The organism is Streptoverticillium reticulum (assembly GCF_047456005.1).
Classification (GTDB): domain Bacteria; phylum Actinomycetota; class Actinomycetes; order Streptomycetales; family Streptomycetaceae; genus Streptomyces; species Streptomyces reticulum.
In genome coordinates, this window is record NZ_CP179755.1 from 6,036,098 (window position 1) to 6,049,951 (window position 13,854).

General features: G+C 72.0%; 12 protein-coding genes. 2 read left to right on the forward strand and 10 right to left on the reverse strand.

The genetic code is table 11. The annotated features are described in order from the left end of the window. Nucleotides 1-2: 2 nt before the first annotated feature. The 3 genes from ACMATS_RS27805 to lipB all read right to left on the reverse strand — a co-directional run bounded on the left by ACMATS_RS27805 (nucleotide 3) and on the right by lipB (nucleotide 2,470). Entirely contained in the window at nucleotides 3-263 is a 261-nt protein-coding gene (locus ACMATS_RS27805; protein WP_336414555.1) for a hypothetical protein, read from the reverse strand. Between the two features lie 180 nt (nucleotides 264-443). Then, the gene (lipA, locus tag ACMATS_RS27810; protein WP_390777688.1) at nucleotides 444-1,394 is read right to left on the reverse strand and encodes a lipoyl synthase; all 951 of its coding nucleotides are present in this window, start codon (nucleotides 1,392-1,394) and stop codon (nucleotides 444-446) included. 146 nt (nucleotides 1,395-1,540) lie between these two features. After that, on the reverse strand, nucleotides 1,541-2,470 hold the full coding sequence (gene lipB, locus ACMATS_RS27815; protein WP_414169464.1) for a lipoyl(octanoyl) transferase LipB: 930 nt from the start codon (nucleotides 2,468-2,470) through the stop codon (nucleotides 1,541-1,543). 275 nt (nucleotides 2,471-2,745) lie between these two features. On the opposite strand from lipB, the gene ACMATS_RS27820 reads away from it, so the two are divergent. Beyond that, nucleotides 2,746-4,212: a regulator gene (locus ACMATS_RS27820; RefSeq protein ID WP_390777686.1), complete on the forward strand. Its 1,467-nt coding sequence runs from the start codon at nucleotides 2,746-2,748 to the stop codon at nucleotides 4,210-4,212. A 191-nt stretch (nucleotides 4,213-4,403) separates the two neighbouring features. Here the strand turns inward: ACMATS_RS27820 and ACMATS_RS27825 are convergent, their stop codons facing one another. The 3 genes from ACMATS_RS27825 to ACMATS_RS27835 all read right to left on the reverse strand — a co-directional run bounded on the left by ACMATS_RS27825 (nucleotide 4,404) and on the right by ACMATS_RS27835 (nucleotide 7,346). Further along, complete coding sequence (locus ACMATS_RS27825) at nucleotides 4,404-5,714, reverse strand: NAD(P)/FAD-dependent oxidoreductase (protein ID WP_414169465.1); 1,311 nt, start codon at nucleotides 5,712-5,714, stop codon at nucleotides 4,404-4,406. Nucleotides 5,715-5,892: 178 nt separating this feature from the next. Then, entirely contained in the window at nucleotides 5,893-6,798 is a 906-nt protein-coding gene (locus ACMATS_RS27830; RefSeq protein ID WP_390777684.1) for a TIGR01777 family oxidoreductase, read from the reverse strand. A 29-nt stretch (nucleotides 6,799-6,827) separates the two neighbouring features. Continuing rightward, nucleotides 6,828-7,346, reverse strand: coding sequence for a DUF4240 domain-containing protein (locus ACMATS_RS27835; RefSeq protein WP_390777960.1), 519 nt, complete (start codon nucleotides 7,344-7,346; stop codon nucleotides 6,828-6,830). A gap of 138 nt (nucleotides 7,347-7,484) precedes the next feature. Between ACMATS_RS27835 and ACMATS_RS27840 the strand changes: the two genes are divergently transcribed. Continuing rightward, nucleotides 7,485-8,399, forward strand: a complete 915-nt coding sequence (locus tag ACMATS_RS27840; RefSeq protein ID WP_414169466.1) for an SDR family oxidoreductase — start codon at nucleotides 7,485-7,487, stop codon at nucleotides 8,397-8,399. A 214-nt stretch (nucleotides 8,400-8,613) separates the two neighbouring features. On the opposite strand, the gene ACMATS_RS27845 is transcribed toward ACMATS_RS27840, so the two are convergent. The 4 genes from ACMATS_RS27845 to lpdA form a co-directional block, all read right to left on the reverse strand. After that, a complete protein-coding gene (locus tag ACMATS_RS27845) occupies nucleotides 8,614-9,579 on the reverse strand; it encodes a helix-turn-helix transcriptional regulator (protein WP_414169467.1) in 966 nt (321 codons plus the stop codon). Nucleotides 9,580-9,805: 226 nt separating this feature from the next. After that, complete coding sequence (locus ACMATS_RS27850) at nucleotides 9,806-10,429, reverse strand: GntR family transcriptional regulator (protein WP_390777681.1); 624 nt, start codon at nucleotides 10,427-10,429, stop codon at nucleotides 9,806-9,808. Nucleotides 10,430-10,555: 126 nt separating this feature from the next. Beyond that, nucleotides 10,556-12,322, reverse strand: a complete 1,767-nt coding sequence (sucB, locus tag ACMATS_RS27855; RefSeq protein ID WP_414169468.1) for a 2-oxoglutarate dehydrogenase, E2 component, dihydrolipoamide succinyltransferase — start codon at nucleotides 12,320-12,322, stop codon at nucleotides 10,556-10,558. 48 nt (nucleotides 12,323-12,370) lie between these two features. Continuing rightward, complete coding sequence (lpdA, locus tag ACMATS_RS27860) at nucleotides 12,371-13,759, reverse strand: dihydrolipoyl dehydrogenase (protein ID WP_336412649.1); 1,389 nt, start codon at nucleotides 13,757-13,759, stop codon at nucleotides 12,371-12,373. Nucleotides 13,760-13,854 lie beyond the last annotated feature (95 nt).

Sequence of the window (13,854 nt, forward strand, 5' to 3'; positions counted from 1 at the left end):
GTTTACGTCGCCTGCGGACCCGGGGCCGCCACGGCCTCCAGCAGGTGCTGCGCCTCCCTGCGGTCCCTGGCCCGGCGCCGGTCCTCCAGTACGGCCGTCCAGGCGTTGCGCCGGGCGGTGCGCTGCCCGCTGCGCATCAGCAGCTCCTCCAGGGCGCGCAGGGCCCCGGTGACGGACGGGGGGCGGACGGACAGCGTGGACGGCAGTGCGGAGGAGGCGCGGGTGGCTGTCGCCGTGAGTGCGTTGCCGGGCGCGGCCTGCATGTGGAAGTCCCCTCGGGTGCGGAAAACGGTGAGGCGTGGAGGGTGGCGTACTGCTGTGCGTGCTTCCATGGTTACCGACTGGTGTTACCAACGGATGACCTGTTGGTCAAACACCTATGAAACGTTGACGCGGCCCGCACGCTTGCTTTGCGTGCGGGCCGCGTCAACGTTTCACGAGGCTCAGACGGCCTGGGCGGAGGGCTGGGCCGCCCGCTTCTCGATCGCCTGCTGGTACAGACGTCCTGCCCGGTACGAGGAACGGACCAGGGGGCCGGACATGACACCGGCGTAGCCGATCTCCTCCGCCTCCTCCTTCAGCTCCACGAACTCCTGCGGCTTCACCCAGCGCGAGACGGGGTGGTGCCGGGGCGACGGACGCAGGTACTGGGTGATCGTGATCAGCTCGCAGCCCGCGTCGTACAGGTCCTGCAGCGCCTGGCTGATCTCCTCGCGCTCCTCGCCCATGCCGAGGATCAGGTTGGACTTGGTCACCAGGCCGGCCTCGCGGGCCTTGGTGATGACCTCCAGCGAGCGCTCGTAGCGGAAGCCGGGGCGGATGCGCTTGAAGATCCGGGGGACCGTCTCGACGTTGTGCGCGAGCACCTCGGGGCGGGACGAGAAGACCTCGGCCAGCTGGTCCGGCTTGGCGTTGAAGTCCGGGATCAGCAGCTCGACGCCGGTGTCCGGCATCAGGGCGTGGATCTGGCGCACGGTCTCGGCGTAGAGCCAGGCGCCGCCGTCCTCCAGGTCGTCGCGGGCCACGCCGGTGATCGTCGCGTACTTCAGGTCCATGGACTGCACGGACTCCGCCACGCGGCGCGGCTCGTCGCGGTCCAGGGCCTGCGGCTTGCCGGTGTCGATCTGGCAGAAGTCACAGCGCCGGGTGCACTGGTCGCCGCCGATGAGGAACGTGGCCTCGCGGTCCTCCCAGCACTCGTAGATGTTGGGGCAGCCCGCCTCCTGGCACACCGTGTGCAGGCCCTCGCGCTTCACCAGACCCTGGAGCTCGGTGTACTCGGGGCCCATCTTGGCCCGGGTCTTGATCCACTCGGGCTTGCGCTCGATGGGGGTCTGGGCGTTGCGGACCTCCAGGCGCAGCATCTTGCGTCCGTCGGGTGCGACTGCGGACACGTCCGGCTCCCTATGACTTCGATTCCTCGGCGGACACCAGGGTACGCCCGTTGTTTCCTACGTTCTTACGGCAGCCAGGGCAACCGTGGGGCCGCCCGGCCCATTCCCGGGCGCCCGCCGTGGCCTCGCCCCGGGGGTGCCGGGGTTCAGCTCGCCCGTGCCTCGGCCGGCTCGGCCGGCTCGGCCGGCTCGATCACGCGCGGCTTCGGCTCCGCCGCCGTCAGGATCTCCCGCAGGTGCTTCTCCACCAGCGGGATCACCTCGGACACCGGAACCCGGCGGCCCAGTTCGTTCGACAGCGAGGTCACCCCGGCGTCGCGGATGCCGCAGGGGACGATCCGGTCGAACCAGGTGTTGTCGGGATCACAGTTGATGGCGAAGCCGTGCATCGTCACGCCCTTGGCGATCCGGATGCCGATGGCCGCCAGCTTGCGGTCCTCGCGGCGCTGGCCCGCGTTGGACGGGGCGTACTCCGGGCCGTTCAGGCGCGGGTCGAACTCCTCGTCCGCCAGGCGCGGGTCGAAGTCCAGCTTCAGGCCGCCGATCGCCGGGCGCTGGTCTGCATCGTCGGTCGCGCTCCGCCTCGATTCCGCTCCGGCCGAGTGCCCCTCCCTCGTTCCTCGGTCGGGACCCTCAGCCTCCGCTGCATCTCGGCTGCGCCGCTTCAGCGGGTCCCCGAGGACCCACACGCCGCTGCGGCCCTCGACCCGGGTCGTCTCCAGGCCCAGCTCCGCACAGGCGCGGATCAGCGCCTCCTCCAGCCGGCGCACGTGGGCGATCACGTCCACCGGGCGCGGCAGCTTGAGGATCGGGTAGCCGACGAGCTGGCCGGGGCCGTGCCAGGTGATCTTGCCGCCGCGGTCCACGTCGACGACCGGGGTGCCGTCCAGGGGGCGCTCGCTGTCCTCCGTGCGCCGTCCGGCCGTGTAGACCGCCGGGTGCTCCAGCAGCAGGCACGTGTCCGGGATCTCGTCCGCGAACCGGGCGGCGTGCACCCGGCGCTGCTCCTGCCACGCCTCCTGGTACTCGACGGCGTCCGCCCCGAAGCCCAGATGGACAAAGCGCAGCTCACTCACGACAGCTCCTCGTGTGTATCGCACGGTTGCGCGGGTCGCGCGGTCTTTCTCGCGCCCCTGCCACTGTACGGGCGGTGCGTCGCGTTGCCGCAGGCGGTCGCCTGCGGTGCTCCGCGGGGGCGGTCCTCGGGGGGCGTCGCGTCAGCAGGCCGCCGTGTCTATTTGATCTGTCCTCACACGATCGGATGAATGCGGGGCGAAGGCGGCGATCAGGGCGTTAGGCGACCGCTAAATTCACGCCGTTCCAGGACGAGATCAGGGAGACCGGCAGGCTGATGACGGAACGACCCCCACAGCGCATTCCCAACCGTCAGCTTGCCGCCCTCATCGCGGAGGCCGGCTTCTCCAACGCGGGGCTCGCCCGCCGCGTCGACCAGCTCGGGCTCGAGCACGGGCTCGATCTGAGATACGACAAGACCTCCGTCACACGGTGGCTGCGCGGGCAGCAGCCGCGCGGGACGACCCCGGCGCTGATCGCCGAGGTCTTCACCCGGCGGCTCGGGCGGCGGCTGTCCGCCCAGGACCTGGGGCTGGACGCGTGCGCCCCGGTGTACGCGGGGCTCGAGTTCGCCTCCTCCCCGGAGGAGGCCATCGACATCGTGAGCGGGCTCTGGCGCAAGGACTCCGGGAGCCACACCGAGCTGCGGAAGATCGCCTTCACCCCGGCCGGGCTGGTGGTGCCGAGCCGGGACTGGCTCATCGGGCGCGCGGACGAGCGGGTGGCGCGCGGCACCGCGCCCGCGCCCTCCGGTGAGGGCGCACGGCCTGCGGCGGCGGCGCGCGCCCCGGGGCTCGCGCATGTGCCCGCGCAGCGGCAGCGGCTCGCCGAGCGGGCGCCCGGGAGCCGGGTGTCCATGGGGGACATCGCGGCGCTGCGGTCCGTGGGGGAGCTCTTCCGGACCCTGGACCACGCCTACGGGGGCGGGCACGCCCGGCAGGCGCTCGTGCGGTACCTGGAGCACGAGGCCGAGCCGATGCTGCGCGGGACGTACGGGGAGACCACCGGGCGGCGGCTCTTCGCCGCGGCTGCCGATCTGACGCGGCTTGCCGGGTGGACGTCCTACGACATTGCTGCGCATGGGCTTGCCCAGCGGTACTACGTGCAGGCGTTGCGGCTTGCCCAGGCCGCCGGGGATCGGGCCTATGGGAGTTATGTGCTGGTGACCATGAGCCGGCAGGCCGTTTACCTGGGACACGGGCGCGAGGCCGTGCAGTTGGCCCGGGTGGCCCAGCAGGGTGTCGGGTCGAGTGTGCCTGCCGTCGTGCAGTCGTTGCTTCATTCGGTCGAGGCCCGGGGGCATGGGGTGCTCGGGGAAGTGCGGGCCTGTTCCGCCTCGTTGGCTCGGGCCGAGCGGGCTTTGGAGGGGGCTCGGCCTGGCGATGAGGTGCCTTATTGGGCGCGCTTCTTTGATGAGGCGCAGCTTGCCGACGAGTTCGCGCACTGTCATCGGGACCTGCAGCAGTACCGGGCTGCTGCGCAGCATGCGGAGAGGTCCCTGCAGTTGCGGAGCCCCGCTTATGCGCGGAGCCGGCTCTTTTGCCGGGTTGTGCTGGCCTCGGCCCGGTTGGGGTTGGGAGAGCTGGAGCAGGCCTGTGCGCTTGGCGCGGAAGCTGCTCAGGCCGCTGCCGAGATGCGGTCCGTGCGGGCGCTGGAGTATGTGCGGGACTTCGAGCGGCGGCTCGAGCCCTATCGCGATGCTGCCGCCGTGAGGGGGTACCGGGAGCGGGTTGCCGCTTTGTGAGTACGGGCGGGGGCGGGGTGGGGACGGGCCCTTCCGGGGACTGAACTTTTTGCGGCGGACCGTTCCACGCGGGGGTGCTCTCTTCTCATCGCCGCAAAAAGTTTTTACGTCCCTCTCCAGGGCCCGTCCCCACCCCGCCCCCTTGCGTTTCGGGCCACCTCGCGGTTCGGGGTGCTTGCGGTTCGGGGTGCTTACGCCGCCCGGAGGGTCGTGGCTCCCATGTTCGGGTTGATGCCCAGGTCGCGCAGTACCGCCTGGGCCGCCCGGCGGCCCGAGAAGAGCGCGCCCTGAACCGTGCTGGTGTCCCGGTGGTCCCCGCAGACGTAGAGACCCGAGAGGAGACGGACCGGGCGGCGTACGTCGTGCGGGGGCGGCATCGCCGGGACCGCGTCCGGGTCGTGGTGGGCTGCCATGAGTTGCCAGTTCGTGGTGGAGGTGCCGTAGATCTCCGCCAGTTGGGCTCGGGCTGTTCGGTCCAGTTCGGTGGTGGGTTTGCTTGCCTGTGGGCCCAGGATTGTCGAGGTGATCAGGGCCTTCCCCTTCGGAGCCCTTGACGGGTCTACTTCGCTTGTCAGTGTTGTGTGCGACACCGGGCCCCGGCAGGTGCCCGTCAGGATCAGTGAGGCGTCCTGGTGTGGCGGTTCGTTTGTTGTGTGGTGCAGGACCGTCACCTGGTGGAAGTCCGGGCAGCGCAGGCCCGGGATCAGGTCCGCTGCGGCCCGGGCTCCCGTGGCGACCACTACGGAGCGGCAGGTGATGTCGCCGTGGCCTGCTGTACCTACTGAGGTGGTGCAGATTGTTTTTGCGTTGACTCCCGTGCGGATCGTTCCGGGGGGCAACGCGGCTGCCAGGAGATTGGGGAGTGTTTCCGCGCCTCCTGTCGGCAGGCACAGGCGGCCACGTGCGTAGCCCCGCAGGACCAGGTCCGCGCAGCGGCTCGACGTCGTGAGGTCCGGGTCCGAGAGCAGGGAGACCAGGAGGGGGCGCAGGAAGCCGTCGACCGTGCGGGCCGGCAGGCCGCGGCCGGCCAGGGTCGTGGCCGTGGGGCGGTCCGGCCGGGCCAGCATCCGGTCGATGGGCAGCGCGGCAAGGCGGGCCAGTGCCGCGCCGAGCCGCGCTTGATCGAGGCCCGCACTGCGGGACGCCCGGGCGGCGGCGAAGGCGCGTGCCGTGGTGAACGCGCGCTTCGCGCCCCGGAGTTCACCGGTGCGGTGGTTGCGGCCGTCGAGGTGGACCAGCACGCCCGGGGTGAACGGGCGCAGGGTGAGACCGTCGAGGCCGGGCGTGCGGAGCAGCTCGGGGAACGAGGTGTTGAGCAGCTGGCCGGTGCGGTCCAGTCGGAAACCGTCGGTCCGGTCGGTCTTCATCCTGCCGCCCGGCCGGTCGGACGCCTCCAGGACGAGGACCTTCACCCCTGCTCCGGTCAGGTGGTGAGCCGCAGAGAGGCCGGCCAGTCCGGCCCCCACGATGACGACGTCGGCGTGGTCTGCGCTGCTGAGCACGTGCCCTCCCGGGGGTCGGTCCGCTCGCTCGGGGGCCTGATGCCCCCAACCGGCTGCGCCGATGCGTGAGTTCGCCTCGACCGTAGAGAGAAATCCGGTCAATCACAGTCGCGCACGGGGCGAGCACGGTCGCACAGCGGTCGCACAAACCCGTCGGCGGGTGCGGGGGCGGTGCGCATCAGTCGGCAGCCAGCGCCGCGCGTACCGCGCTCTCGGGGTCGGGGCAGGAGAAGGTGAAGCCGGAGTCCAACAGCCGCCGGGGCACGACCCGCTGGCTGGCCAGGACATCCGTCGCCATCTCCCCGAGCGCCAGCCTGAGCGCCGGAGCGGGCGCGGTGAACAGCGTGGGGCGGTGCAGCACTCGGCCCATGGCGGCCGTGACGTCGCGGTTCGTGGCCGGGTTCGGGGCCGTCAGGTTCACCGGGCCGGAGAGGGCGGGTGTGGTGAGGAGGTGGCGCAGTGCTGCTACGTGGTCCCTCAGGGCGATGTAGCTCCAGTACTGGTCGCCGCTGCCCATGCGGCCGCCCAGGCCTGCTTTGAACAGGGGGAAGAGGCGGGCCCACGCGCCTCCGGTCCGGGCCACCACCAGGCCTGTGCGGGGGAGGACCGTGCGGATTCCCGCTTCGGCGGCCGGTGTTGCGGCCTGCTCCCATTCCGTGCAGACATCGGCCAGAAAGCCACGGCCCGGCGGGGTGTCCTCGTCGACCGTGCGGTCGCCGGTGTCGCCGTAGATGCCGATGGCGCTCGCGCTGATCAGCACGGCGGGCGGGGTGTCGAGCGACGCCACGGCCTCCGCGACGGCGGTGGTGCCCAGGACGCGGCTGTCCCGGATCTCCTTCTTGTAGGCGGCGGTCCAGCGGTGGTCGCCCACGCCGGCGCCCGCCAGGTGCACCACGGCCTCGCAGCCCGTCAGGCCCGCCGTGTCCACCCACTGGCGCCGGGGATCCCACTGCACCTCGTTGCGAGCGCGGGGCGTGCGGCGGACGAGGCGGACGACCTGGTGGCCGTCCGCTTCCAGGGAGCGGACCAGTGCGGTGCCGATGAGGCCGGTCGAGCCGGTGACTGCAATGCGCATGCGACTCATCCTGCCTCCGTTTCCTGTGGGATTCCGGGTCACTCCCGGAAGCGGTCCCACAGCTTCGGGAAGCGCTCCGGCAGCAGGGCGTCGTCCTCCACGTCGAACGCCGTGCCCAGCGGCTCCGCCGGCTGGTCCGGCAGGCCCAGGTCGGGCAACTCGCTGCCCGTCAGCTGCTCGTACGCCTCGTCCGCGGCGTAGCCGAGGTCCTCCCCGTCCCCGTCCACCTCTTCGTCGAAGTCCTCCAGCAGGTCGGCCAGGCTGTCCGGGTCGTGCACCGCCCCCTCGTAGGTCTCCCGGCCCTGGCCGATCAGCCAGCAGCGGAAGGAGTCGAAGGCGTCGTCGCTCGCCCCGTCCAGCAGTACGGACGCCGCACCCCACAGGTCCCAGAGGTACGCGCGGTTGTAGCGCGCCTCGAAGTGCCGGGCGAAGTCCACCACGCTGTCGGGGTCGAGTTGCAGCAGCCGCTCGACCAGCACATCGGCCTGGTCCTCCGCATCGCCCTCGGCGGCGTCGCGGGCGCTGTCGACCAGGTCCCAGAACTCCGTCTCGTCCATCACGCCACAAGCATCGGCCCTGGCACCGGGCAACGCACCCGGAGCGGGCCGGATGCGGCCGTCTCGTAATACAGGACAGGAGGTGTCGGGTATCGCTGGAAGTCTCGACGGTGATCGACCGACGAGAAGGAGACCGTGGTGAAGGGTTCGCTGGACGGGAAGGTGGCGCTGGTCGCAGGGGCCACGCGGGGTGCCGGGCGGGCGATGGCCGTGGCGCTGGGCGCCGCCGGGGCCGTCGTCTACGCGACCGGGCGCACGACGCGGGAGCGGCGGAGCGAGGTGGGGCGCCCGGAGACGATCGAGGAGACGGCGGAACTGGTGACCGCGGCGGGCGGGACCGGGATCGCCGTCCCCACCGATCACTTGGAGCCCGAGCAGGTCCGGGCGCTCGCGGAGCGCATCGACCGGGAGCACGGGCGGCTCGACGTGCTCGTCAACGACGTGTGGGGCGGCGAGCGCCTGATCGAGTTCAGCAAGAAGGTGTGGGAGCTCGACCTGGACAAGGGGCTGCGGATGCTGCGGCTGGCCATCGACGCCCATGCCATCACCAGCCACTTCGCGCTGCCGTTGCTGGTGCGGCGGCCCGGCGGGCTGGTCGTCGAGGTCACCGACGGGACCGAGGAGTTCAACACTGCCCACTACCGGGAGAACCTGCTGTACGACCTCGCCAAGTACGGGCCGATCAGGATGGCCTGGGCGCTGGCCGGGGAACTGCGGGAATCCGGGGGCACGGCCGTCGCCCTGAGCCCCGGCTTCCTGCGGTCCGAGGAGATGCTCGACCACTTCGGGGTCACCGAGGCGAACTGGCGGGACGCGGTGGAGAAGGAGCCGGCCTTCGCCATCGCCGAGTCACCGGCCTTCGTCGGCCGGGCAGTCGCCGCGCTCGCCGCCGATCCGGAGCGGGCGCGGTGGAGCGGCCAGTCCCTGTCCAGCGGGCAACTGGCCGCCCACTACGGGTTCACGGACGTGGACGGTTCGCGGCCGGACGCCTTCCGGTACATCGAGGAGGTGCGGTACGGGGGGAGGGAGGCCGCTGCGGAGGACTACCGGTAGTGGGGGATCCCGCTTTCGGGGCTGCGCCCCGTAAGGGGCGCGGGGAACTGTGCGGGCAAGCACGACGGGCCTGCAGCCGAGGCACCCGGGGCTGCGCCCCGGACCTCCTGGGTCGTGCGTCGGCTGCGGGCCGGTGGGGGCTGCTCGCGCAGTTCCCCGCGCCCCTGACGGGGCGCGGCATGCCCCGGGACCCCGGCTCTGGCGGGGGCGGGTCTCACCGGTAGAGCGTCGCGGCACGCGACATCGCCTCGGCGAACCGTTCGCGCAGTTCCGGTGGTTCCACCACCTCCGCCTCCGGGCCCAGGGCCAGCAGTTGTTCGTAGGCCACCTCCAGTGACTCGACGGGCAGGGCGAGCGTGATGCGGCCCTGCCCGTCGGGTGCGCCCGCCCGGTCGACCGCCTCGCGGGCCGCGCCCGGGTCCGCCGCGTGCGGCAGGCGGCGGGCGCCCTCCGGGGTGAGGCGCAGGACGACCGTCTCGCGCAGGATCGAGCGGGCGAACTGCGCCGCGCGCTCCTCCCAGAAGGCCGCGAGGTCGAAGGACTCCGCGCGCCGGAAGCGCTCGTCCCGAAGCCGGACCTCCGTGAAGCGGTCCGCCCGGTAGATGCGGAAGTCCTTGCCGGCGCAGGCCGCCACGTACCAGACGCCCGCCTTGAGGACGAGGCCGTACGGCTCCAGCTCCCGCTCCACCTCGGCGTCCTTGCGCCGGTAGCGGACGAGGACCCGGCGGTCGTCCCAGACCGCGTCCGCGAGGGCGGGCAGCAGGGGCGGCGGGGTGTGCGGGTGCCACCAGCCGGGGGCGTCCAGGTGGAAGCGCTGGGCCGCGCTGTCGGGGGCGTCGCCGAGCTCCGGCAGGAGGGCGGCGGAGACCTTGAGGCGGGCCGCGGAGGCCGCGTCCGCCAGGCCCATCTCGCGCAGCGCGGCGGGCACTCCGGAGAGGAAGAGGGCTTCCGCCTCGGTGCGGCCGAGGCCTGTCAGTCGTGTGCGGTAGCCGCCGATCAGGCGGTAGCCGCCGGCGCGGCCGCGGTCCGCGTAGACCGGGATCCCGGCCTCGGACAGGGCGAGGACATCACGGGCGACCGTGCGCTCCGAGACCTCCAGGCGGCGCGCCAGCTCCGCGCCCGTCATCGTGGAGCGGGACTGGAGCAGGAGCACCATCTTGATCAGTCGTGCCGCGCGCATGCCTCCCATGATGACGGGGTGCACCGACACGGCGGGGTGCGACGACAGGGCCCCGGCGCCGGCCAGGGCAACGGATGACGCTCGGGGACCTGCAGTCACGTCCGGGGCCGCCCCCCGTCACAGGACAGGGCGTGAGGGGCGCGGTTCCGTGGAGACCATACGCCTCTGATCGATGATCGATCAATCCCCGTCGCGGAAATCCTCGCGGAAAGCGCGGAAGTCCCGCTCAGACCTGCGGCGCGCAGCTCAGCACGTGTGCCTTGAGCAGCTCGCAGATGGCCGGGTCGCGGCGCCGGAACGCCGCCACGAGCTGCGCGTGGTCCTCCGCGTGGGGCCGCGGCTCGGGGCTCAGCCAGCGGATCGACAGCGTCGTCCACACCTCGATGCCCAGCGACTCCCAGGCGTGCAGCAGCACGGAGTTGCCCGCCGCCTCCACGATCGCGCGGTGGAAGGCCACCGTGTGCCGGACCTGTGCCTCGCTGTCGCCGGCCTCGTCCGCCGCGTACAGCGCCGTCACCTCGTGCTCCAGCGCCGAGGGGTCCTCGGCCAGGGCCTCGGCGGCCAGTTCGGCGGCCACCTGCTCCAGGCCCGCCCGCACCGGGTAGCTCTCCTTGAGGTCGGCCGCGGTCAGCTCCCGCACCCGGACGCCCTTGTTGGGGGCCGACTCGATCAGCCGCAGCGACTCCAGCTCGCGCAGCGCCTCACGCACCGGGGTCTGACTCACCAGCAGCTCGGCCGCGATCCGCCGCTCCACGATCCGCTCGCCCGGCTGCCAGCGCCCGCCGACGATGCCCTCCAGGATGTGCTCGCGGATCTGCTCGCGCAGCGAGTGGACGACGGGTGGTGCCATGGGTGCTCCTCAACGGGCGGTGATCGGACGTCATTATCGCCGCAGGCACGGCAAAGGGCGCGACCCCGGTCGTATCGGAATACGATCCGGGGCCGCGCCCTGAAGAACCCGAGGGGTTCCGGGGAATTACAGACCGATCTCGGTCTCGAACTCCGCGGCCTCCAGGATCTGCTTGACCGCGGTCAGGTAGCGGGCCGCGTCGGCGCCGTCCACCAGACGGTGGTCGTAGGACAGCGTCACGTAGGTCATGTCGCGCACGCCGATGGTGGTGCCCTCGGCGGTCTCGATGACGACCGGACGCTTGACCGTCGCGCCGATGCCCAGGATCGCGACCTGGTTCGGGGGCACGATGACCGTGTCGAACAGCGCACCGCGCGAGCCGGTGTTGCTGATCGTGAAGGTCGCGCCGGACATCTCGTCCGGGCTGATCTTGCCCGTGCGGACCTTGCCGGCCAGCTCGGCGGTCTTCTTGGCGATGCCCGCGATGTTGAGGTCACCCGCACCCTTGATGACCGGGGTCATCAGGCCCTTCTCCGAGTCGACGGCGATGCCGACGTTCTCGGAGTCGAAGTAGGTGATGGTGCCCTCGTCCTCGTTGATCCGGGCGTTGATGACCGGGTGGGCCTTCAGCGCCTGGACGGCGGCCTTGACGAAGAACGGCATCGGGGACAGCTTGACGCCCTCGCGGGCGGCGAACGCGTCCTTGGCCTTGCCGCGCATCTTCATGATCTTGGTGATGTCCACCTCGACCACGGAGCTGAGCTGGGCCTGGCCATGCAGCGCCTTCATCATGTTGTCGGCGATGACCTTGCGCATGCGCGGCATCTTGACCGTCTGACCGCGCAGCGGGGACACCTCGAGGGCCGGGGCCTTCGGGGCGGCGGCCGGAGCCGGGGCGGCAGCGGCGGCGGGGGCCGGCGCTGCCTTCGCCTCGGCGGCGGCGATGACGTCCTGCTTGCGGATGCGACCGCCGACGCCGGTGCCGGCGACCGTGGTCAGGTCGACGCCGGACTCGGCGGCGAGCTTGCGCACCAGCGGGGTGACGTACGCGCCGTCGGCGGCCGGGGCAGCGGGGGCGACCGGGGCCGGAGCGGCCGGAGCCACCGGGGCGGGGGCGGCGACCGGAGCCGGGGCCGGGGCGGCCGGGGCGACGGGCGCGACCGGGGCCGGAGCCACGGGGGCGGCCGGGGCCGGGGCCTCCTGGACCGGAGCCGGAGCGGCAGCCGGGGCCGGGGCGGCCGGGGCGGGCGCGGCGGCCGGAGCGGCACCCGCGGCACCGATCACGGCGAGCTTGGCGCCGACCTCGGCGGTCTCGTCCTCGCCGACCAGGATCTCCAGCAGGGTGCCGGAGGCGGGGGCCGGGATCTCGGTGTCGACCTTGTCGGTGGAGACCTCGAGCAGCGGCTCGTCGGCCTCGACCGTCTCGCCGACCTCCTTGAGCCAGCGGGTGACGGTGCCCTCGGTGACCGACTCGCCCAGCGCGGGCAGCACGACGTCGGTGCCGACGGCAGCCGGGGCGGCAGCGGCGGGGGCCGGTTCGGCGGCGGGAGCCGCCACAGACGCAGCCACGGGGGCCGGGGCGGCGGGGGCCTCGGCGGCGACCGGGGCCGGAGCCTCGGCGGCGGCCGGAGCCGGGGCAGCGGCGGGGGCGCCGGTGCCGTCGTCGATGATGGCCAGCTCGGAGCCGACCTCGACCGTCTCGTCCTCGGCGACCTTGATGGACGCGAGGATGCCGGAGGCGGGCGCGGGAATTTCGGTGTCGACCTTGTCGGTGGAGACCTCGAGCAGCGGCTCGTCGGCCTCCACGCGCTCACCCTCGGCCTTGAGCCAGCGGGTGACGGTGCCCTCGGACACGCTCTCGCCGAGCGCCGGCAGGGTTACGGAAACCGCCATGGTGCGGTTGCTCCTTACGAGTAGTGCGGATGGTGGTGCGCTCGGGACTCAGTCGTGCGAGTGCAGCGGCTTGCCGGCCAGGGCCAGGTGAGCCTCGCCCAGAGCCTCGTTCTGCGTCGGGTGCGCGTGGATGAGCTGCGCGACCTCGGCGGGCAGCGCCTCCCAGTTGTAGATCAGCTGGGCTTCGCCGACCTGCTCGCCCATACGGTCGCCGACCATGTGGACGCCGACCACGGCGCCGTCCTTGACCTGGACGAGCTTGATCTCGCCCGCGGTCTTGAGGATCTTGCTCTTGCCGTTGCCCGCGAGGTTGTACTTCAGGCTGACGACCTTGTCGGCGCCGTACAGCTCCTTGGCCTTCGCCTCGGTGATGCCGACGGAGGCGACCTCGGGGTGGCAGTACGTGACGCGCGGCACGCCGTCGTAGTCGACCGGCACGGGGTTCAGACCGGCCAGGCGCTCCGCCACCAGGATGCCCTCGGCGAAGCCGACGTGCGCGAGCTGGAGGGTCGGGACGAGGTCACCGACGGCCGAGATGGTCGGCACGTTGGTCTGCATGTACTCGTCGACGAGGACGTAGCCGCGGTCCATGGCGACCCCGGCCTCCTCGTAGCCCAGGCCCTGGGAGACCGGGCCGCGGCCGACGGCGACGAGCAGCAGCTCGGCCTCGAAGGTCTTGCCGTTCTCCAGCGAGACCTTCACGCCCGACTCGGTGTACTCGACACCGGAGAAGCGGGAGCCGAGGGAGAAGTTGATGCCGCGCTTGCGGAAGGCGCGCTCCAGCAGCTTGGAGCTGTTCTCGTCCTCGACCGGGACGAGGTGCGGGAGCGCCTCGACGATCGTGACGTCCACGCCGAACGACTTCCACGCGGAGGCGAACTCGACGCCGATGACGCCGCCGCCCAGCACGATCGCCGACTTCGGCACGCGGTCCAGGACCAGCGCGTGGTCCGAGGAGATGACGCGGTTGCCGTCGATGGTCAGGCCCGGCAGCGACTTCGGCACGGAGCCGGTCGCCAGCAGGACGTGGCGGCCGGTGATGCGCTGGCCGTTGACGTCCACGGAGGTCGGGGAGGACAGACGGCCCTCGCCGGTGATGTAGGTGACCTTGCGGGAGGCGACCAGACCCTGCAGGCCCTTGTACAGGCCGGAGATCACGTCGTCCTTGTACTTGTGGACGCCCGCGATGTCGATGCCCTCGAGGGAGGCCTTGACACCGAACTGCTCGGCCTCGCGGGCCTGGTCCGCGACCTCGCCGGCGTGCAGCAGAGCCTTGGTGGGGATGCAGCCGCGGTGCAGGCAGGTGCCGCCCAGCTTGTCCTTCTCGATCAGGGCGACGTTGAGACCCAGCTGGGCCCCGCGCAGGGCGGCGGCGTAACCACCGCTACCGCCTCCGAGGATCACTAGGTCGAAAACGGTGCTGGCGTCGTTCGCCACGTCACGTCCTCCATGCATGGGTACGCCGTTGCCGGTCATCGGTGACCGGGCGGCGGCTGTCGTTCGGCCGCATTTCGTCGGCCCTGTGAATAAGG